At 61.3% G+C, this 19,999-nt stretch carries 18 protein-coding genes; 12 read left to right on the plus strand and 6 right to left on the minus strand.

Annotated elements, in window-relative coordinates:
* Positions 1-444 precede the first annotated feature (444 nt).
* Positions 445-1,509 (plus strand): glycosyltransferase family 4 protein, encoded by a 1,065-nt coding sequence (locus KHO33_RS15990; protein WP_200565571.1) that lies wholly within the window; start codon positions 445-447, stop codon positions 1,507-1,509.
* A 313-nt stretch (positions 1,510-1,822) separates the two neighbouring features.
* Here KHO33_RS15990 and KHO33_RS15995 read toward each other — a convergent pair whose 3' ends face one another.
* Positions 1,823-2,125 (minus strand): H-NS histone family protein, encoded by a 303-nt coding sequence (locus tag KHO33_RS15995; protein ID WP_054038506.1) that lies wholly within the window; start codon positions 2,123-2,125, stop codon positions 1,823-1,825.
* A gap of 290 nt (positions 2,126-2,415) precedes the next feature.
* On the opposite strand from KHO33_RS15995, the gene aqpZ reads away from it, so the two are divergent.
* The 3 genes from aqpZ to KHO33_RS16010 all read left to right on the plus strand — a co-directional run bounded on the left by aqpZ (position 2,416) and on the right by KHO33_RS16010 (position 4,612).
* Positions 2,416-3,156 carry an aquaporin Z gene (gene aqpZ, locus KHO33_RS16000; protein WP_200565572.1) on the plus strand — a complete coding sequence of 247 codons (741 nt, stop codon included), beginning with the start codon at positions 2,416-2,418 and terminating at the stop codon, positions 3,154-3,156.
* 173 nt (positions 3,157-3,329) lie between these two features.
* Positions 3,330-4,025, plus strand: a complete 696-nt coding sequence (locus tag KHO33_RS16005) for a histidine phosphatase family protein (protein ID WP_200565573.1) — start codon at positions 3,330-3,332, stop codon at positions 4,023-4,025.
* Between the two features lie 284 nt (positions 4,026-4,309).
* Positions 4,310-4,612, plus strand: a complete 303-nt coding sequence (locus tag KHO33_RS16010) for a PXPV repeat protein (RefSeq protein ID WP_054038512.1) — start codon at positions 4,310-4,312, stop codon at positions 4,610-4,612.
* 82 nt (positions 4,613-4,694) lie between these two features.
* On the opposite strand, the gene KHO33_RS16015 is transcribed toward KHO33_RS16010, so the two are convergent.
* Together KHO33_RS16015 and KHO33_RS16020 are read right to left on the minus strand one after the other, a co-directional pair.
* A complete protein-coding gene (locus KHO33_RS16015) occupies positions 4,695-5,516 on the minus strand; it encodes a Cof-type HAD-IIB family hydrolase (protein WP_200565574.1) in 822 nt (273 codons plus the stop codon).
* 86 nt (positions 5,517-5,602) lie between these two features.
* A complete protein-coding gene (locus tag KHO33_RS16020; RefSeq protein ID WP_054038514.1) occupies positions 5,603-6,484 on the minus strand; it encodes a BadF/BadG/BcrA/BcrD ATPase family protein in 882 nt (293 codons plus the stop codon).
* Between the two features lie 140 nt (positions 6,485-6,624).
* On the opposite strand from KHO33_RS16020, the gene KHO33_RS16025 reads away from it, so the two are divergent.
* Positions 6,625-7,221: a DNA-3-methyladenine glycosylase I gene (locus tag KHO33_RS16025; RefSeq protein WP_200565575.1), complete on the plus strand. Its 597-nt coding sequence runs from the start codon at positions 6,625-6,627 to the stop codon at positions 7,219-7,221.
* A 319-nt stretch (positions 7,222-7,540) separates the two neighbouring features.
* Positions 7,541-7,966 (plus strand): hypothetical protein, encoded by a 426-nt coding sequence (locus KHO33_RS16030; protein ID WP_054038519.1) that lies wholly within the window; start codon positions 7,541-7,543, stop codon positions 7,964-7,966.
* 130 nt (positions 7,967-8,096) lie between these two features.
* Here KHO33_RS16030 and rpsU read toward each other — a convergent pair whose 3' ends face one another.
* Together rpsU and KHO33_RS16040 are read right to left on the minus strand one after the other, a co-directional pair.
* Entirely contained in the window at positions 8,097-8,309 is a 213-nt protein-coding gene (gene rpsU, locus KHO33_RS16035) for a 30S ribosomal protein S21 (RefSeq protein WP_006050883.1), read from the minus strand.
* A gap of 359 nt (positions 8,310-8,668) precedes the next feature.
* A complete protein-coding gene (locus tag KHO33_RS16040) occupies positions 8,669-9,610 on the minus strand; it encodes an aldo/keto reductase (protein WP_200565576.1) in 942 nt (313 codons plus the stop codon).
* 267 nt (positions 9,611-9,877) lie between these two features.
* Here KHO33_RS16040 and KHO33_RS16045 point away from each other — a divergent pair, with 267 nt between their 5' ends.
* The 6 genes from KHO33_RS16045 to KHO33_RS16070 all read left to right on the plus strand — a co-directional run bounded on the left by KHO33_RS16045 (position 9,878) and on the right by KHO33_RS16070 (position 17,559).
* A complete protein-coding gene (locus tag KHO33_RS16045) occupies positions 9,878-11,026 on the plus strand; it encodes a flagellin (RefSeq protein WP_054038523.1) in 1,149 nt (382 codons plus the stop codon).
* A 156-nt stretch (positions 11,027-11,182) separates the two neighbouring features.
* A complete protein-coding gene (gene fliD, locus KHO33_RS16050; RefSeq protein WP_054038525.1) occupies positions 11,183-12,697 on the plus strand; it encodes a flagellar filament capping protein FliD in 1,515 nt (504 codons plus the stop codon).
* A 3-nt stretch (positions 12,698-12,700) separates the two neighbouring features.
* Positions 12,701-13,015, plus strand: coding sequence for a flagellar protein FliT (locus KHO33_RS16055; RefSeq protein WP_200565577.1), 315 nt, complete (start codon positions 12,701-12,703; stop codon positions 13,013-13,015).
* A gap of 308 nt (positions 13,016-13,323) precedes the next feature.
* Positions 13,324-15,669: an O-linked N-acetylglucosamine transferase family protein gene (locus KHO33_RS16060; RefSeq protein ID WP_407946178.1), complete on the plus strand. Its 2,346-nt coding sequence runs from the start codon at positions 13,324-13,326 to the stop codon at positions 15,667-15,669.
* A 46-nt stretch (positions 15,670-15,715) separates the two neighbouring features.
* Positions 15,716-16,864 carry a dTDP-4-amino-4,6-dideoxy-D-glucose aminotransferase VioA gene (vioA, locus tag KHO33_RS16065; RefSeq protein WP_200565579.1) on the plus strand — a complete coding sequence of 383 codons (1,149 nt, stop codon included), beginning with the start codon at positions 15,716-15,718 and terminating at the stop codon, positions 16,862-16,864.
* 32 nt (positions 16,865-16,896) lie between these two features.
* Complete coding sequence (locus KHO33_RS16070) at positions 16,897-17,559, plus strand: acetyltransferase (protein ID WP_200565580.1); 663 nt, start codon at positions 16,897-16,899, stop codon at positions 17,557-17,559.
* A 21-nt stretch (positions 17,560-17,580) separates the two neighbouring features.
* Here KHO33_RS16070 and KHO33_RS16075 read toward each other — a convergent pair whose 3' ends face one another.
* Positions 17,581-19,950: a carbohydrate-binding family V/XII gene (locus KHO33_RS16075; RefSeq protein WP_200565581.1), complete on the minus strand. Its 2,370-nt coding sequence runs from the start codon at positions 19,948-19,950 to the stop codon at positions 17,581-17,583.
* Positions 19,951-19,999: the final 49 nt, after the last annotated feature.

Below are 19,999 nucleotides of genomic sequence, written 5' to 3' on the forward strand. Positions count from 1 at the left end.
CGGCTATTTCTTCAGCAGAAATGTGAACCAAATGGTGAGTCCTGAGTGACTCACGATCCGCACCTTGCAGCGGTGAGGAAGAATTATAAGACGTTTTCACTTCTGCGCAACGCGCCTCGTGTAGGGGCGCGCTTCAGGCTCCGGGACCGTCCCTTGCTGCTGTTCCTTCAGCGCTTGGATGCCCATCCGGTCGTGCTTGCCGACCATCGGGACAACCTCCTGCCGACCTGTAACGCATCATGTTTCGCGCTGTAACAACATTAAGTGTTTGAAAAATAACTCGAATTAGCGCGGCCGATCCTGATAATGAAGCTAAGGGATTACCCGATGCAGGTTCGGAACACCCCCGGGCGGCGGCTTACCGCGCCCAACCGTCCGTCAGGCATTCGCGCCTCGCTCGACCCGAGCGCCGTTGTGCGAAGCCGTTTTGAACAGGAGAAACGCATGCGAATCGCACAAATTGCGCCGCTGTATGAAGCTGTCCCGCCGAAACTCTACGGCGGCACCGAACGTGTCGTCTCGTATCTGACCGAAGCGCTGGTCGATCTCGGCCACGACGTCACGCTGTTTGCGAGCGGCGACTCGGTCACTTCGGCGAACCTCGACGCATGCTGGCCGCGTGCGCTGCGCCTCGACCCGACGATTCGCGATGCGCTGGCTCCGCACGTCCTGATGATGGAAAAGGTGCGCAAGGTCGCGCATGAGTTCGACGTGCTGCACTTTCACCTCGACTACATGCCGTTCCCGCTCTTCACCACCATGGACACGCCGTTCGTGACCACGCTTCACGGCCGTCTGGACTTGCCGGAACTGCAACCGGTGTTCGACGCGTTCTCGAATGTACCGGTGGTGTCGATCTCGGATTCACAGCGCGCGCCGCTGCCCCAGGCCAACTGGCTGAACACGATTTACCACGGTCTGCCGGAGCAACTGCTCACGCCGCAGGCGCACAAGAAGCCGGAATACCTGGCGTTCCTCGGCCGGATCTGTCCGGAGAAGCGCGTCGATACAGCTATCAAGATCGCTGCACAAAGCGGTTTGCCGCTGAAGATCGCCGCCAAGGTGGACAAGGTCGACCAGGAATATTTCAAGAAGGAAATCGAACCCCTGCTCTCCATGGCGCATGTGGAGTTCGTCGGCGAGATCAACGAGGCGCAGAAGCCCGAGTTCCTGTCGGGCGCCAAGGCTCTGCTGTTCCCGATCGACTGGTCGGAGCCGTTCGGTCTCGTGATGATCGAATCGATGGCGTGCGGCACGCCGGTGATCGCCTTCAACCGCGGTTCGGTGCCGGAAGTGATCGACCACGGCGTGACCGGCTACATTGTAGAGGACGTTCAAGGCGCGGTAGCCGCGCTGCAGCGTCTGGATGAACTGTCGCGCAGCGAGATTCGCGCGCAGTTCGAGCGCCGCTTCAGCTCGAAAACAATGGCCCGGAATTACGTTGACGGCTATTCGGCACTGATCGAAGCGACGCGCCGCCCGATGTTGCGCCGGGTCGCGGTGGGTTGAGCGAGGTGCTTAAGCGGCTGGGGGTTTTATCCGCTCAGCCGCTTAAGTCGTGCTTCTGCCGCTTACGACGTTTTCCCGCTGCTTTCCCGCCGTTTTCCGATTTGCGCGCCAATCATGAGTAAATTTGCCTGGTGAATCGTTTGCGCGAGCACTTAGCTAGAGTTAACCCGCTTCTACTACGGAAAAGCCGCCTCTCGAGGGCGGCTTTTTTAATACAGCCATGGATGCGCTTCCATCCAGGATTAGCGCTACGCGAATAAAGAACCCGGCACCAAACAACCTTCAGTTGGCTTTCGCCCGGGCCGCAGGGAATTCAGACCGCGCCAATCAGAAACCGCTCGCGATTCTTGCCGACAATCCACTTTGGCGGTTTGCCGCGTCCGCTCCAGGTATTGCCCGATTTCGGATCCTGGTACTTGGCCGGCAGCGGCGCCTTCTTCGGCGGGCGTCCACGCTTGGCGGCCACCGCAAAACCCAAGTCTTGCGCGGTCAGACCGTATTCAGCGATCTTTTGGCGGATGTCGGCGACAACATTGTCGACTTCAGTACGACGGGCTTCGTCTGCCTGTGCCTGCAATTTGGCAATCTGTGCCTTGAGGTCTGCATATTGAGACATATCGGTTCTCCCCTTTTCTAGAACTCATTCGCTCGCAGACTAGCTGCAATTATAAAAATTCGCAATGGACAATAATACCGATTTAGGAAGAAATCATCTGATAATTATTAAGCGTTGATGAATTGTAAAACGAGATCTTTATCTGACAATAATAGGTAAAGGCGACTCCACTTTGACAATTCTTGACACCTAATCCGGCTGTCTTTCCCTAGAATTGCGCGCTCAATGGCATGCACCTGCGCTTAGCATTCATGCCACTCCAAGCGGAAAACATTTTAGGATTACAAATCATGCAGTTGTCAAAGCGCCTTGCTGCCGAGCTGTTCGGCACCTTCTGGCTCGTCCTCGGGGGCTGCGGCAGCGCCGTCCTCGCCGCCAACTTCGCCGGCCCGGTCCATGGCCTGGGCATCGGTTTCGTGGGCGTCTCGCTCGCCTTCGGCCTCACTGTCCTGACAATGGCGTATGCGATCGGCCACATCTCCGGCTGCCACCTGAATCCGGCGGTGAGCGTCGGCCTGACCGTCGCCGGCCGCTTTCCGGCCCGTGACCTGCTGCCGTACATCGTCGCGCAAGTGATCGGCGCGGTGCTGGGTGCGCTGGTGCTGTCGTTGATCGCCTCGGGCAAGCCGGGCTTCGACCTCGTTGCCAGCGGTTTCGCCAGCAACGGCTACGGTGAGCGCTCGCCGGGCCAATACTCGCTCGCGGCCGCCTTCATTTGCGAAGTGGTGATGACTGGCTTCTTCCTGTTCGTCATCCTCGGCGCTACCGACAAGCGCGCGCCGGCCGGTTTCGCGCCGATCGCCATTGGCTTGTGCCTGACACTGATCCACCTGATCTCGATTCCGGTCACCAACACGTCGGTCAACCCGGCGCGCTCCACCGGTCCGGCGCTGTTCGTCGGCGGCGCAGCGGTCGATCAGCTCTGGATGTTCTGGGTCGCACCGATTATCGGCGCGGTGATCGCAGGTGTGCTGTACCCGTTCGTCGCCGAAAGCCGCCGCGGCAATTCGCAGGAACTGGCGCTCGACTGATCGGCGAGTTCGCTGGGTATGCCGGGTGTGCCGGGTGTGCATATCCCACCAGGCAGTCAAAGCGGGCGCTACGGCGCCCGTTTCGTTTTTGCGCACAATGCGGGCGGCTCATGGCCTGCCGATAACCCGCTGCTAGAATCGTGCGACTTCCCAAGCTCGCACAGGTGCTACCGATGACCCGTTTCCGCGGATTCCTGCATGGCGTCGCACTCTCCATCGGCGGTTTGTGTGCAGGCGTAGTGGCGCTGTCCGCGGCCCATGCGGCGGACAGCAATACCGAAACGCTCGTATTCGTGCGTCACGGCGAGAAACCCGCGAAGGGTTACGGCCAGCTCAATTGCCAGGGGCTCAACCGCGCGCTGGCCTTGCCGGCCGTGATCGCCGCCAAATTCGGCAAACCGGATGCGATCTACGCGCCCGATCCCGGCCAGCAAAAGGACGACAGTGGGCATCCCTATTACTACATCCGGCCGCTTGCGACCATCGAGCCAACTGCCATCCAGTTCCAGATGCCGGTGCAAACCCCGTACGGTTTCGCTCAGATCGACCAACTCGGCACAGCGCTCGTCAATCCGGCCAATCGCAACAAGCTGATTGTCGTTGCGTGGGAGCACAAGTTGATCGTGAAGTTGCTGCGCCAGGTGATGAGCACACATGGCGGCAACGCCGCCGATGTCCCCAACTGGCAAAGCGACGACTTCGACAGTATTTATATCGTTCGCCTCAACTGGCAAAACGGCACGGCCCACGCCACGTTCAAGCTCGACCGCCAGGGGCTGAACGGCCGCGCTGCGGACTGCCCATGCGCGGCACTGCCGGGAGCGCCTTCCGCGGCTGCGGCGGGTGCTTCCGCTGGCTCGGCTGATTAATTGGGTAATACAGATGTAAGCCGTAATTACGAGCGCGGCCATCCAATTGCGGCAACAGGCCGCATGAACTGGATGCCGGCTCGTTCCAAGGAGCCTCGAGGCCTTATAGACGGGGCTTCGAGCGGAAAACGCATGTCGCGCGTTGCGTTCGAACCTTCCTTCTACTGCCTTTCAACCCCTGCGACGATGCTTGCAGTCCGTAACATCTCGTCTCACTAACCCGCGACCGGAATGCGTAGATTGGTCCTGTGCGACAAACATACGTCGCCTCACAGGAGAACAACATGAAACGCATCGTCACTCACTTGCTGGTTGCTGCTGGACTCGCGGCGGGCGCATGCGGTGTCGCGCAAGCGCATACAGATCTGAATATCGGCCTGTCGCTCGGCGTACCGGTTTATGCCCAGCCTGCACCTGTCTACGCAGCGCCGCAGCCGGTGTATTACGGCAACGGCGGCTGGGACCATCGCTACGACCGCGGTGGCTACTATCGCGACGACCACCGGGATAATCGCGGCTGGGAGCACAACGACCGCCACTGGGGTCACGATGACCACGGCGATCGCCGTGGCGGATGGCACGGCTGATCGTAGCGTTGGTTCGTAAGGTCGCCCAGGGAGGCGAACAACCGGCCCGCATCCGCGAAAGAGGATGCGGGCCGGTCCGTTTTCAGGACATCAGCTCGTCGTCGAGCGAGAAAAGTTTGCGCAGATGGTGCGCCACGCCCGCTTCGAAGTTGTTACCGATGCGCGGCACGTTCGGCAGACGCGTGATGAGATCAGGATTGGCGTTGTTCATCATGAACGGATGACCGGCTGTTTCCAGCAGGTCGATATCGTTCATGTTGTCGCCGAACGCCACGCATTGCGCGGCGTCGACGCCGAGGCGCTCGAGCACGATCTGCAAAGCACGCCCCTTGGATACATTCGACGTCATCACCTCAAGGCAATCCGGCAGCGAATAGGTAACGTACAGCGCGTCGCCGAATTCGCGCGCCAGATTGGCCGAGATTTGCGCGAGATCGGCGGGGTCACCGATGTAGAGGACCTTGGCAATGTCGACGCCGTCGTGCTTCGGCAGATCGGTGACCTCGTAGGTGAAGCCGGAATCCTGATGAAATTTCAACAGGTCCGGCGCATCGCGGTCGATCAACCACGCCTGGTCGGCGAACAGGTTGACGATCACACGACCGTGTTCGCCGACGATTTCCGGCTGCACCAGCCGCTGCACGATGGCCGGCGGCAGATCGTCGGCGTGGATCACCGTGTTGTCCGGTGCGTGAATGCGTGCGCCGTTCGACGTGATCAGGTACGACTCGATGCCCAGCAGGTCGCGAATGCCCGCAACGTCGCAGTAGTGGCGCCCCGTGGCGATGACGAAATGCAGCCCATCGCTTTCCAGCTTACGCACGGTGGCAATCGTGAACGGGTCCACCTGGTGATCGGCGTTGAGCAGCGTGCCGTCGAGATCCGTGGCAATGACTTTGTACATAGTGTGGGCAGCCGGGCAGCGTCAAAGATCGCATTTTACCGTTGTGCGCCGCATCCGAGAGATCGCACCCCGCGCGCCAACGATTCTCAACCGCCGATGCGAGCCCCTTCGCGCTGCGCCAATTGCAAACCGCCGTGTGCCGAGTCCGCCAATGGTTCGCGCAAGCGGACTTGATAGATCTGCGGCACGTACTCGCGCAAGGGTGCGCCGAGGCCGCCGCATAGCGCGACCGGCAGGCTCGCCGAAGGGTCGAGCGCGGCAATCATCTTGCCCACTTCCACGCCGGCCTCACCGAGCAAATGCGCAGCGAACGGATGCGTGCGATGTGCAATGACGATCGGCGCGAGCCTTGCATAAGCGGTCTGATTGGCTTCGCACAGCCAGACCACGAGGCTGTCGCCGTCATGTGCGCCGGTGTGGGCGAGCAACGCCTGCGCCAGATCGTCGTTGGGTACACGGCCGTCGACCGCCTGCTGGGCGTACACGATGGCTCGCAGCCCAAGCCACGCGCCGCTCGCCTCGTCACCCGACGGGTACCCGAAGCCGCCTGCAGTTCGACAGTCGCCGTTGCCGTCAAGCACAGCCGCCTGACTGCCGGTGCCAAGCGCGACGACCACTCCCTGCGCGCCGCCGTGCGCACCAAGCAAGGTGGTGTAGACATCGCTTTCCACCGCGAGCCCCGCTACCGCCGGCGCCTGCGCGCGAAACGCGGCCAGCCAGTCGCGATTATTGACCCCTGCCAACCCGCAGCCGAGTACGCAGCGCGCCCAGTCCAGCGGCACGCCGGCACGTGCGAATGCGTCGGCGCAGCCGGCCTCAATGGCCTGCCACGCGCGCTCCACACCGAGGCCCAGCCCCGAGGGGCCGCTTGCCGCCTGCGCCAGTTCACGGCCCTGCGCGTCGCCGAGTACGACTCGCGTACCCGTGCCGCCGCCGTCAATGCCGATCAGAAAGAGGTCTTTATTCATCGAATCGAGTGAGTTCAGGTGGTGAATAACGCATAGCGTGGCAGGTCAGTTTCAATCCCGCAATCGGCCGAATGGCCAGCTTGCGGCGCGCACGGCTTCCGCTATGCTGACGGACGACATGACAACGCGGGAGCGCGAAAGTGACACAGCGATGCAACTGGGTATCGAGCGAAGCGCTCGCACACTACCACGACACCGAGTGGGGCGTGCCCTCGCGCGACGATCAGCATTTGTTCGAACTGCTTGTACTCGAAGGTGCGCAGGCAGGGTTGTCATGGTCGACGATTCTCAACAAACGAACCGGCTATCGCCGCGCCTTCGCCGACTTCGACATCGATAAGGTCGCGCGCTTTACTCCCAAACATGTCGATGCGCTGGTGCTGGACGAAAGTATCGTGCGTCATCGCGGCAAGATCGAGTCGGCCATTACCAACGCACGCGCCGTGCAGCAGATTCAGGTCGAGCACGGCTCGCTCGCCAACTTCATCTGGTCGTTCGTCGATCAGACGCCGATCCAGAACGATTGGGCATCGTATAAACAGGCGCCTGCGTCGACCGAAATTTCGGACGCGCTCAGCAAGGGACTGAAGCGCTACGGCTGCAAGTTCGTCGGCTCGACAATCTGCTATGCGTTCATGCAGGCGGTCGGCATGGTGAATGACCACGAGGCAAGCTGCATGTGCCGCGCGCGATGCGCGGCGCTTGGCAAGAAGGGACGCAATCGCAAGGCCGGCTGAAGTAGCAGCGGCTGCCAGCGCCCGGCGTTAAGCGTCTGAGGCGCCGCTCCAGTTCCAGGCAACCGTCGGTTATCCGGTAAAGCCCTGTCTACGCTTTTCACACGGCACGTCGTTATAGAGAGGGTGAGCGCTGGCCGCGACGATGGCGGGCTGTGTCGCAAGACCCGCATCAGCGGCATAAAGGGCAAGCGAGCCAAATCCGGGAATTGAAGGCTTTTCGCCGTGCTAGTCCGGGCTTCGTTAATTGGCGCGTGTCCGATACTGCCATTCATACGCTCAAACAACGAATAACCGCTGCGTAACGCATGGGAGACCAACCATGAAAACCCTTAACTTCCTGACCCATCAGGAAATTTTCGATCAGGCCGTGGGCCATCTGCTCGGCCAGAAACGCGCCGCCTTGCTACCGCGGGGCGGCGGCGCATACCGCGGCTACTGTGGCGGCTGCCCGGTCGGCAGCTTCATCAAGCCGCGCGACTACATGACCGCGATGGAAGGCGTGCCGGTGCGCTACATCGGCCGGGCGGCCACCGAGGTGCCTGCCTATATGGATGCAGGCGTCTCTGCGCTCAGAAAGGCGCTCCTGCGCGCCCGCCTCAACGTGTACGACCCGGCCACAATCACACTGCTTAGTTGCCTGCAAAATGTGCACGACGTGTTCGGCACGTGGGAATGGCATGAGCGTCTGAGTTCGATTGCCCGTCAATTCGGCCTGTCGGCCGAGCGCCTGAAGAGCGCGGCGTAACGAGCCTCGGTGCGGCCGCAAAGCCCAACGTAAATTGACTCCCCAAAAGCAAAACGGCGATGTGGCTTCTTTCGAAGCTCACACCGCCGTTCGGCGTACAGTGCGCTAAATGCAGCGCGAAAAAGCGTGCTTAGTGCAGCTTTTTCGGCAGCATCTGGCTGCGCAGGCGCTTGTGCAGGCGCTTCACAGCAGCAGCCTTCTTGCGCTTACGTGCCGTAGTCGGCTTTTCGTACGATTGGCGCTCACGCAGTTCAGCGATCAGGCCATTCTTTTCGATTGCGCGACGAAAGCGGCGAATCGCCACTTCGAACGGCTCGTTTTCTTTCAGAAGAATCGTCGTCATTTAATTCCTAACTCAATCACTTGATAGGGGTAAATTGCGTGGCGGATACCGCTCACGCGCCGGCCCTCCGGTCGTTCCGATTCATGGCCAGTAACAGGCAAACGCGGGAAAAATCCCGGCCAAACCACGAATGAAACGAGAGGCATAACGGCCACGGAGGCCGGAAAAGAGAGGTGGGGAGTTCACCGCGGAACGCGGACAGACGTAACGCCGAAGCCGCGTCTGCTGCCGTTTCGCCAACCTTTCATCAATGAAAAACATTGACGAAACAGGCAAAGATCTCAATTCACTCCCGATGATATCAGGAAACTCTCCATCCTACCAGGGGTTTAGCGATCGCGCCAGGCCTCCTGAGCGGGTCAGGCGCTCGCCTCGTCCAGCTCGCGGATATCGGCGCCGGTCAGCATCAGATGGACGGCGGCGGCCAGACTTTTGAGCTGGTCGACCGAGGTCGCGCTGGCAATTGGGGCCGTTACGCTCGGGCGAGCGATCAGCCATGCCAGTGCGACCGTGGCCGGCGTGCTGCCGTGCCGCCCGGCGACCCGGTCGAGCGCGTCCAGAATCCGCAAACCGCGCTCGTTCAGATACTTCTCGACCCGGCTGCCACGCGCCTTGTTAGCCAGATCGGCCTGCGAACGGTACTTGCCGGACAGAAAGCCGCTTGCAAGGCTCCAGTACACCACCACGCTGAGTTGATTGGCGAGCGCCACCGGCTCGATGTCGCGCTCATACTCCGCGCGGTCATACAGGTTGTACTCCGGCTGCAGCAACTGGTATTCGGGCAGCCCGTGCTGGCGGGACACGGCGAGCGCTTCCTCGACGCGCGCGCCGCTGTAGTTCGACGCGCCGATCACCCGCACCTTGCCCGCCGCGATTAGCTTTTGATACGCGCCGAGGGTTTCGGCCAAAGGCGTTTCGGTGTCGTCGTCGTGAGAAAAATAGACATCGATGTAATCGGTCTGCAAGCGCCGCAGCGAATCCTCGACCGCCGCCTGAATGTTCGCCGCCGACAAGCCCTTGCGCTGCGGGTGCTTCGAAACTTTGGTGGCGAGCACGATCCTGTCGCGCTTGCCACTTTGCCTGAACCACTTGCCGATGATGGTTTCCGATTCGCCACCCTGGTTACCCGGCGCCCACGCGGAATAGACATCGGCGGTATCGATAAAGTTGAGCCCCGCATCGACCAATGCATCCAGGATCGAAAACGAGGTCGCTTCATCGGCTGTCCAGCCAAATACATTGCCACCGAACATAAGCGGCGCGACCTCTAATTCGGAACGTCCAATCCGGCGCTTTTGCATGATTTCTCCAGGGTTTGTCACAAGAGAAAAGGAGAATACGCCGTCTTTTCAATACCTGCAGTGGATCTCCCGAACCAAGCTGCAAGCGGCTTACAGACGAGCGGCAGCCCAACCGGCCGGAAAGACAATTGGGTCGCTATTGCACAAAGTCCCTCAAGTTTTTTTTAGACGCGCCGTCAACCTTCACTGAGGCGGCCAGCAATGAACGAGTGCTTCCGCCGATGCCAACGTGGCGTATTGGGCTCAAGGCTTATTTAGGAGATTTTCATGCTCGGAATCAATAGCAACATCAACTCGCTGGTTGCACAGCAAAACCTTAATGGCTCGCAAAGCGCCCTTTCGCAAGCCATCACCCGTCTGTCGTCGGGCAAGCGCATCAACAGCGCGGCTGACGATGCAGCTGGTCTCGCGATCTCGACGCGTATGCAAACGCAGATCAACGGCCTGAACCAGGGCGTGTCGAATGCGAATGACGGCGTGTCGATGGTTCAAACCGCATCGAGCGCACTGTCCTCGCTGACGTCGAGCCTGCAACGTATCCGTCAGCTGGCCGTGCAAGCATCGACCGGTTCGCTGTCGTCGAGCGACCAGGCAGCTCTGCAGAAGGAAGTGGCAGCACAGATCTCGGAAGTGAACCGTATCGCGTCGCAAACGACGTACAACGGCACGAACATTCTGGACGGTTCGGCAGGCAGCCTGACGTTCCAGGTCGGCGCGAACGTCGGCCAGACCATCAGCCTGAACCTGAGCCAATCGATGTCGGCAGCGAAGATCGGTGGCGGCCTGGTGCAAACGGGTCAAACCGTCGGCACGGTCTCGCTCAGCGTGGACACGGCGGGTGTCTACACGACGGCTGCGTCGCCGGCAATCACGGCAATCAACGTGCTGTCGGACGGCAAGGGCGGTTACACCTTCACCGATCAAAACAACCAGGCTATTGCAGCGACGGTCGCAGCCGCCGTGTTTGGCGCAGGCGCAACGGCGGGTACCGGCACCCAAGGTACGGCCCTGGCACTCCAGGCAGCAGCAACGACGACGGCAGGTGCGGGTTCCGCAGCTCAGGCATCGGCAGTCGCACAGATCAACGCGATCAACAGCCCGCCGACGGTTTCGAACCTCGACATCAGCACGGTCACCGGCGCGAACGAAGCGATGGTCTCCATCGACAACGCACTGCAGACGGTCAACAACCTGCAAGCTTCGCTGGGTGCCGCACAAAACCGCTTCACGGCAATCTCGACGTCGCAGCAAGCTGAGTCGACCGACCTGTCGTCGGCACAATCGCAAATCACGGACGCCAACTTCGCACAAGAAACGGCGAACCTGAGCAAGGCGCAAGTGCTGCAACAAGCCGGTATCTCGGTGTTGGCGCAAGCTAACTCGAACCCGCAGCAAGTTCTGAAGCTCCTGCAGTAAGAGCTGACGCAGTAAGGTGAGGCGCCGCGCGCAAGTGCGGCGCCTCACCGGGTTTCAAGCAACGGGAGGCATGCCTCCCGCTGTGCATTCCGCTCAAGAAGTGATGTAGCATCGCGCACCACCCAATACAGATTTCCAGACGCCCGGAGCCTCTGCATGTCCTCGATCTCAACCACGTCTACTGCTGCGTCGACCGCCGCCGCCAACTCGGCGCTGCAGTCGGCCGCTCAATCGATCATCAGCGGCTCGACCGGCAACTCGTCGATGGACGTGTCGTCGCTCGTTACGGCACTCGTGAACGCGAAGACCGCAGGGCAAACCGCAGCTTTGGCGGCACAGCAAACCACGGATAACACCACGTTGTCCGCATACGGTGCCCTGAGCTCCGCGCTGAGCGCGTTGCAGTCGGGCATCACGAACCTCGCCAACGGCACCACGCTGTCGACTTTCTCGGCAACCGCCAGCGGCACCGGCCTGACGGCGACAGCCGGTGCGGGCGCCGTGGCCGGCAGCTACTCGGTCGCGGTGACACAGATCGCCAGTTCGCAGGCTTTGTCCTCGGCGGCATTTGGCGCCACCACGCAGCTCGGCACCGGCACGCTGACGGTTTCGCTCGGCGGCAAGTCGATGAACATCAGCGTCGACAGCACCAACAACACGCTCTCCGGCATCGCGTCCGCAATCAACTCCAGCAGCAGCAACCCCGGCGTCACAGCGACCATCGTGACCGGTACGGACGGCGCCCACCTCGTGCTGCGCGCGGCGAACACGGGTGCCGCCAACGTCATCAACGTCTCGACCAGCAATGTCACGTCCGACACCGGCCTGTCGAGCCTCGGCGTGACCTCGACCGCCAGCACGACGGGTGGCCAATCGTCGATCACGTCGGCGAATTCGAGCAGTGCCTGGACGCAAAGCGGGTTTGCCCAGGACGCGGAATTCACGGTCGGCGGAATCGCCGCCAGCAGCTCAACCAATTCTGTGACGAGCGCCATTTCCGGCGTCACGATGAACCTGACAGCGGCATCCGCGGGCACCACGCAGACGCTGACCATTGCGACGGATACCACGTCGCAGAGCACCGCGATCAACAACTTCGTCAGCCTCTACAACACCGTCGTTACGACGATGTCGACGCTCACGTCGTTCAACTCGTCGTCCTCGTCGCAAGGCCCGCTGCTGGGTGACTCGACGCTGCAGACGATCAAGAACGCGCTGGCTTCGATCGTGGGCAGCTCGGTGGGCTCGGGCAGCACCGGCACCACTCTGGCATCGATCGGCATCACGTTGAAAGACGACCCGGCGGACGGCACGATGGTGGTCGACAACACCGCGCTCAGCACCGCCCTGACAGCCAACCCGGCAACGGTCGCCTCGCTCTTCAACTCGACCAACGGCATCGCCGAGCAGTTGAACAGCAGCATTACCACCTTCACGCAGACCGGCGGCATCATCGATACGCGCAACTCCGCGCTGAATGCCGACCTGAAGAGCATCACCACACAGCAAACGGCGCTCGCCGATTACACGGCGCAGCTGACGAGCCAGTATCAGGCGCAGTTCACCGCGCTGAACACGCTGATGGCGACGATGAACAACAATTCGCAGTACCTGACCGCCCTGTTCGGCGGCACCAACAGCGCCGGCGCGCTGGCGACCAACAAGAGCTAAGCCATGGACCCGATTGAAATGAATCAGACGGAGTTGGTCGAACGCCTGCTGTCGATCACACGGGAAATCGAACAGGCGGCCTCGCTGGCCGATTGGCCGGAAGCGGCCCGCCTGACCGAACTGCGTTCGCCGCTGCTGATGTCGCTGTCGGCCAATCAGGAACCGGCCGCGTTGGAAATGATCCGCCGGATTCAGGACATCGACGCAGCGCTGCTCGCCGATGCGGAAACCACCCAGAACGAACTGCACACCGAGTTCGAAGCCGCGATCGGGCGCACCAAGGCCGCAGGCGAATATCAGCGGATGGCTCGCCTGTAAACGGGCTAAAGGTTCAGCCGCCGCTCCTGGCCCGAACCGAATCGGCCGAACCGCGGGATCGACCCGCTGAAAAGGCTCCGCAGCATTGAACTGCAGTACCAGACAATAAGAACTACGCGCTGAAGTAAGGGCGCGCTCGTTCCCTCAGCCCGCCTCGTGCGGGCTTTTTTCTTGGCGTCCGGCCTTCCGCCGCCGCGCCCCATGCGCTAAACAGGCGGCTTTTTTACCGTCATCTCCGCGCATCGGAAACACCCTCCCCGTCGCACAATTTCCGTCATAGACCATTCTGCGCTGACACCATGACTCTCCTGTACGAGCAGCCGACCGCTGAACCCTTGACGCCCGAACAGCAGTTCGAGCATGACATCGCTCTCGTTTTGCAGACAGCGCTGGCACATCACCACAAGGGGGAGTTCGACGATGCCGAGGCGCTGTATAAGGCGATCCTCGAAGCAATGCCCAGCAACACCGACGTGCAGTACAACCTCGGCGTGCTGTACGTGCAGCTCAGTCGTCCTGTCGAGGCCCTGCCACACCTGGAAGCCGCGCTCGGCGGCGCGCCGGACAACGGCCAATTCTGGGTTGCCTACATCAACGCATTGATCGACGCAGACCAGACCCAGGCGGCCTGGCTGGCACTGGAGATGGGGCAGCAAAGGGGACTGAAGGGGCCGGCAGTCGACGGGCTGATTACGCGGATGGCGCGCGGCGGTACCGGGTTAGCGACCGCCGCCGTCGTACCTGTCGTTGCATCGCCGGAACCCACTGTGACGGTGGCTATTTCGACAAACCGGGACGCCTCAGAGCCCGCAACGGCAGCACTCGATACGCGCCGCCCCTCTCCACAAGAAATAAGCCGCTTCAATACGCTCTACGCCAGGGGGCACGTTCCGGATGCCATCAAGCTCGCACAAAGCCTGACCGAACGATTTCCGTCGAGCGGCCTCGCATGGCGTTGCCTCGGTATCGCCCTGCATAAGGCTGGCCAATACAGCGATTCCGCCGAGCCTCTGCGAAACGCCATAAAGTTTGGTAGCGACGACTCCGACGTTCGGAAGGCGCTGGCCGACTTGCTGCGCTTGCTCGGTCACTACGCCGAGGCAGAAACCGAGTGCAGAAAACTGCTCGAATTGCATCCGGACCATTCAGAAGGTCATCGTATCCTTGGCATGGTTCTCGCCGGTCTGGGCCGCACCCGCGAAGGGATCGCCGAGTGCCGTCGTGCAACCGAACTCACGCCCGATTACTCGGAGTCACATAGCACGCTGGGCGTCGTGCTACTCAACGCCGGCGCTACAGACGAGGCCGAGCAGTGCTTTCGCCGCGCGCTCGAGCTCGATCCAAAAAATGCACCAACGCGCAGCAATTTGCTCTTCACAATCGCGCACAACCCGCACATCACCCCTGAGCAGATCTACGCCGAACATCGCGAATTTGCCCGGATTCATGAAGCATCGCTGCGCTTGCCGAAGCCGCGCCACACGAATAGCCGCGCCCCCGATCGCCAGTTGAAAATCGGCATCGTCTCCGGCGACTTGTTCCGGCACGCGGTCGCCTCCTACCTGATGCCGATCATGGAGCCGCTCGCAAAAGACAAGAGCCTGCAACTCCATGTCTACTACAACCATGTGCAAGAGGACGATTACACTCAGTGGCTGCGCAGCCAGTCCGCCCAATGGACCACGGTCGCGGGCATATCGGACGAGCAGTTCATCGCCAAGGTTCGCGCCGACAAAATCGATATCCTCATCGACCTGAGCGGACATACGGGCCGTAACCGACTGCAGGCGTTCGCGCGCAAGCCCGCGCCGATTCAGGTCAGCTGGATCGGATACCCGGCGACGACCGGTCTCGACGCGATGGACTACTACCTCAGCGATCGCTTCTTTACGCCGTTCGGCGACATGGAGCAGCAGTTCTCCGAGAAACTCGTGCATCTGGCCGCCATCGGACCGTTCCAGCCGGACAAGAACGCGCCGCCGGTCAACATTCTGCCGGCCATGCATAACGGCTATGTCACGTTCGGCAGTTTCAACCGGTTGAACAAGTTGCGCCCCGACGTGATCGCTGTGTGGGCGAGATTGCTTCGCGAGCTACCCACTGCCCGCATGGTGCTCGGTTCGATGAACGGCGACGAAGGCGACGAAAATCTCATCAACTGGTTCGTCAACGAAGGCATTTCACGAGACCGCCTGACTTTCCGTCCGCGTTCCCGCGTCGAGGTCTACCTGCAACAGCACTTTCAGGTCGACATCTGCCTCGACACCTTCCCCTATACCGGTTCGACGACCGTTTTGAACTCGCTGTGGATGGGCGCGCCTACGCTGACGATCGCCGGCAAGACCATGGCGAGCCGGGCAGCGACGGCATGGCTTGCCCATTCGGGTCTCGACGCGTTCGCGGCTGAAGATGCGGATGACTTCGTCGCAAAGGGTGTCAAGCTAGCCTCCGACATCCCCGCACTCGCCAGCATTCGTACGGCGTTGCGGGAGCGCTGCATACAGTCGCCCCCGTTCCAGCCGGAAGTGGTCGCAGAAAGTCTTTCACGCGCATTCCGCACGATGTGGCAGCGCTGGTGCAAAGATCTCGCACCGGCCGCCTTCAGCGCGCACGATCCGCAAGCAGCAAGCGATGCCCCGGTTCACACCGCATAACGGCCGTCATCCGTGACCCGGACTAAAAAACAGTAGCGAGGAAACCATGGGCTCAAGCGCTCCTCTTCGTGCGATCTCGTCGCTGGACGACGAACGCATCTATGTGACTCAGCCGCATCTGCCGCCGCTGGCCGAGTTCATGCCGTACCTCGAAAAGATCTGGAACAGCAAGGTCCTCACCAATGGAGGACCGTTCCATCAACAACTCGAAAAGGCGCTTTGCGAGTATCTGGGTGTCGAGCACCTCGCGTTGTTCGCAAACGGCACGCTGGCGCTCGTGACGGCGTTGCAGGCGCTGCGCATCAATGGCGAAGTCATTACGACGCCCTATTCGTTTGCAGCGACCGCGCATTCGCTCCTGTGGAACGGCATCAAGCCGGTCTTCGTGGACGTCCATCCGGACACACTCAATCTGGACCCGGAGAAGATCGAAGCGGCCATCACACCGCAAACGACCGCCATCATGCCGGTGCACTGCTACGGCCATCCCTGCGATGTGAAAGCCATCCAGAAGATCGCCGATAACTACAACCTCAAGGTCATCTACGACGCCGCGCACGCGTTCGGCGTGCAGACCGAAGAGGGCAGCGTGCTCAAGCATGGTGATCTGTCGATCGTCAGTTTCCACGCCACCAAAGTCTTCAACACGTTCGAAGGCGGCGCGATCATCTGCCCGGATGCGAAGACGAAGCAGCGTATCGACCATCTGAAGAACTTCGGTTTCGTCGATGAGGTGACCGTTGTGGCCGCCGGCATCAACGGCAAGATGAGCGAAATCAATGCCGCATTTGGGCTTCTGCAACTGCAACACATAGATAACGCATTGGCAAAACGCAAGATGGTCGACGCGCAGTATCGCGAGCTGCTGGCTGGCGTGCCCGGCATTCGCTGCCTGTCTGACGCGGGCGAAAAAGTCGCAAACTACGCGTACTTTCCCGTTCAGGTCGAAGACGATTTTCCGATCAGCCGTGATGCGCTGTATGACCACCTGAAGCAGCACGAAATCTATGCGCGCCGCTACTTCTACCCGCTGATTTCCGAATTTCCGATGTATCGTGGCCTGCCGTCGTCGCACAAGGACAATCTGCGTGCCGCCAGCTCGGCGTCGAAACGGATCTTGTGTCTGCCGATCTATCCCGATCTGAATCCGGTACAGGTTGAACGCATTGTCAGCATCATCGCCGGCATTCAATGAGTTGAGCCGGTCTTAAAAGCGGAACATGGGCAATGCAAAACATCGTGCTTGTCGGGTCTTCCGGCCACGCCAAGGTCATTATCGACATCGTTGAAAAGCAGGGGCGCTACCGGATCGCCGGGCTCATCGACGCTTTTCGGGCGGTTGGTGAGGAAACCCTCGGTTACCGCGTTCTTGGCGGCGAAGCCGATCTGCCGGACTTGGCGATAGAACACGATCTCAAGGGCGTCATCGTAGCGATCGGCGATAACAGCGTTCGCGGCAAAGTGGTCGCCAAAGTGGCCGATGTCTGCCCGCAACTGCCGTTCGTGAGTGCTGTGCACCCTGCAGCCAGCGTCGGCAAAGGGACAAGCATCGGCGCCGGCACGGTCGTCATGGCTGAAGCCGTTATTAATGCCGACTGCCGCGTGGGCCGGTTCTGCATTGTGAACACGAAGGCATCGCTCGATCACGATTGCATCATGGAAGATTTTTCGAGCCTCGCGCCAGGCGTGACCACCGGCGGCAATTGCCGCGTCGGCAGCCACGCCGCCGTGAGTATCGGCGCCGTGTTGCGTCATGGAATCACGATTGGCGAACACAGCGTGGTGGGCGCCGGATCAATCGTTCTGAAAGCGGTCGATGCTTTTTCAGTGACGTACGGAAACCCCGCGAAGAAAATCCGGGATCGCCAACAGGGCGACAAATATCTTTAGTCAGAATCTGCCGCCCCCGCCTCACCGCCTGAACCGCCCGCCCCCGCCGCCAAAATGCCGCTGCGGCTGAAACTGCCCACTCGCTCGCGCATTCCCAAGGTCATGCCCTTGCTTGAGCGAGTCGAGCTTCTGAGTCTGGCTGGCGTTCGGCTGAACCGGCTGCCAGCCGTCGGCGCTGTGCTGCTCCCAGCCGCCACCCTGATCATGCCGGTAGACGTTGCCGTCGCTGCCCGCATAGACATTGCCGTTATTCCACGCAACAGCTTTGCCCGTGTCCTTGTTGCCCACGATGCCTTTCGTGCCCGCCTGATGATCGCCTGAATATGCGTTGCCGGTCACGCCGGCTTCGGCCGCGCCATAACGCCCGGTCTGCGCGTTGTAGCCGGCGCGCTGCCTGCCCGCTGCATAGTCGCCCGTGCCTTCATTGCCGACCACTCCACCGCGCGCCGCGCCGCTGCGTCCCGTCGACGGATTGCTGAACGAGCCTTGCCGGCCGGCTGCGAAGTTGCCGTTGTATGCATTCTCGACAGCGCCGCGGCTCGCCTGGAAGTGACCACCGGTATAAGGATTGAATCCGGATGCTGCCGTTCCCGCCCAGCTATTGCCCGTCCAACCGTTCCAGCCGCTCGCGTGCGTCACGGTGCCCTGCCCCCAGCGGCCGTAGATATTGGCCTGGTTGACGTTCGCGTATTGCCAGCTCCACGGGCCGCCGCCCCAATACGGACCCCAGTACGGCGACGGCGCGCCCCACGTGGCGCCGATCGCAAAGCCGAAGGCGAAGCCCACCGTCGTGCCGAGCGCGAAGCCGGCGCCGTAGCCATAGGTGGCCGGATAGCCGTAGTAGACGTCGCCGACATACGGCGCGTACACATAGCCCGTGCCGTACACAACAGTGCCGTCCGGATTGACAACCACGCCCATGTAGCCCGGCGTATAGCCGACCACCACGGTATCCGGCGTCGCCGAATAAACGTGAACGTACGTCACGTAATGCACAGGGGAAGCCGCCGGAATCGTATAGATCGCCGCCGGCACGGTATCGGCGACATGCCACGGGCCACTCGCTGCGCTCGCAGTGAACCAGATCCCGTTGGCGACCGCGAAGAATTGCGACGGCGCCATCTGGATCACCGGCGTCGCTGTGTTCACCGCATACGAGAGCGACGTGCCTGCAATACCGACAAACTTCGGTGCGCCGTCATAGACCACCTTCAACGTCGTGGTCTTGCGCGATACGGTTGCTGTCTGCGGGATGGTTGCAGCAATCGCCGCTTCTTTGGCCTGCGGCGTGCCGGGCACGGAAACGAGCGCATTCGCATGCGGGTCGTCAGCAGCGATCTTTGCGAAATCGGCGGGCAGGCTCTTGCCGTCGACGAAGGTCCAGGGTCCGTTCAGGCCAGCTGCGGTAAACCAGCGGCCCGACAGCAGCAGGTAGTAATGGTTGTCGCGCGGCTCGACGAAGAGCGCGTGGTCCGCGTTGGCGACGGAGAGCAGATTCACGCCCTTCACTGGTTGCAGCGCCGGCTTGCCGTTCGTCACCACCAGCTCGGCCGGCTGCGCAGCGACTACAACGTCCGGCGCCTGGGCTGGCTTCTTGCCGTCGGCGGGCAACATCGGGTCGGACTTCAGATTCGTTTGCGCTTTGTTCGCCGCGGCGACCAGCTCATGCGGCGGCGTCGCGTTCAGATGCCACGGACCGCCGAGCGATGCCGCCTCGTACCAGTAGCCCGCGGCATTCAGATGCAGCGTGCCGCTCGCGTCCTTCAGCAGCATCGCTCGCGTGTTGATCAGGCGTTGATAGTGCGTGTCGCCGAGCGTACGCCAGTTCGCGTCGCCATCGACCAGCACAAGCAGCGTGGGACGTTCGGCAAAGATGATGTGAGGTACGTTGTTCTGCACCGCGAGACCGGGTTCGCTGCCTTCGTGGGTGCTGGCGTAACTGGCCTGCAACTGTTCAAGCGATGTGGTCAGTCCATCTTTAGGTATGCGCGCCTGCAAGGCAGTTTTCACCCCGGCCGCGGCGGACGGCGTGGCAGGCATGTCGACCTGGTCGAACACGATGTCGAGCAGTTGCACTGTCGAGCTGGTCTTGTCGATTTCTGCGCGTGCCGTGAAATGCGCGACGCCGTAGTTTGGCGTGGCGCTCTTCGCACCGACCGCGAAAGCCGCGCGCCCTTCGATCCGGTTGCCTTGCCACACTTCCACCTGCGGCTGATACAGCTCGATGCGCTGTTCCGCGTTATCGAAATCGCGCGGCCAGACGGTGGGAACGGGCTGCAGTGCAGGCTGCACGGCGGCGGCGAGCGCCCGCCCGGGCGTAGCGACTGTCACCGCAAGCGACGTGCAGACGCCGGCAAGCAACAGCAAAGATCGCTTCATCGTAGTTTTCATTGTGCATCGCTCCATGAGCATTGACGGCGGGATAGACCGGTCATCAGAC

It is taken from the genome of Paraburkholderia nemoris, from assembly GCF_905221015.1.
Classification (GTDB): Bacteria; Pseudomonadota; Gammaproteobacteria; order Burkholderiales; family Burkholderiaceae; genus Paraburkholderia; species Paraburkholderia nemoris.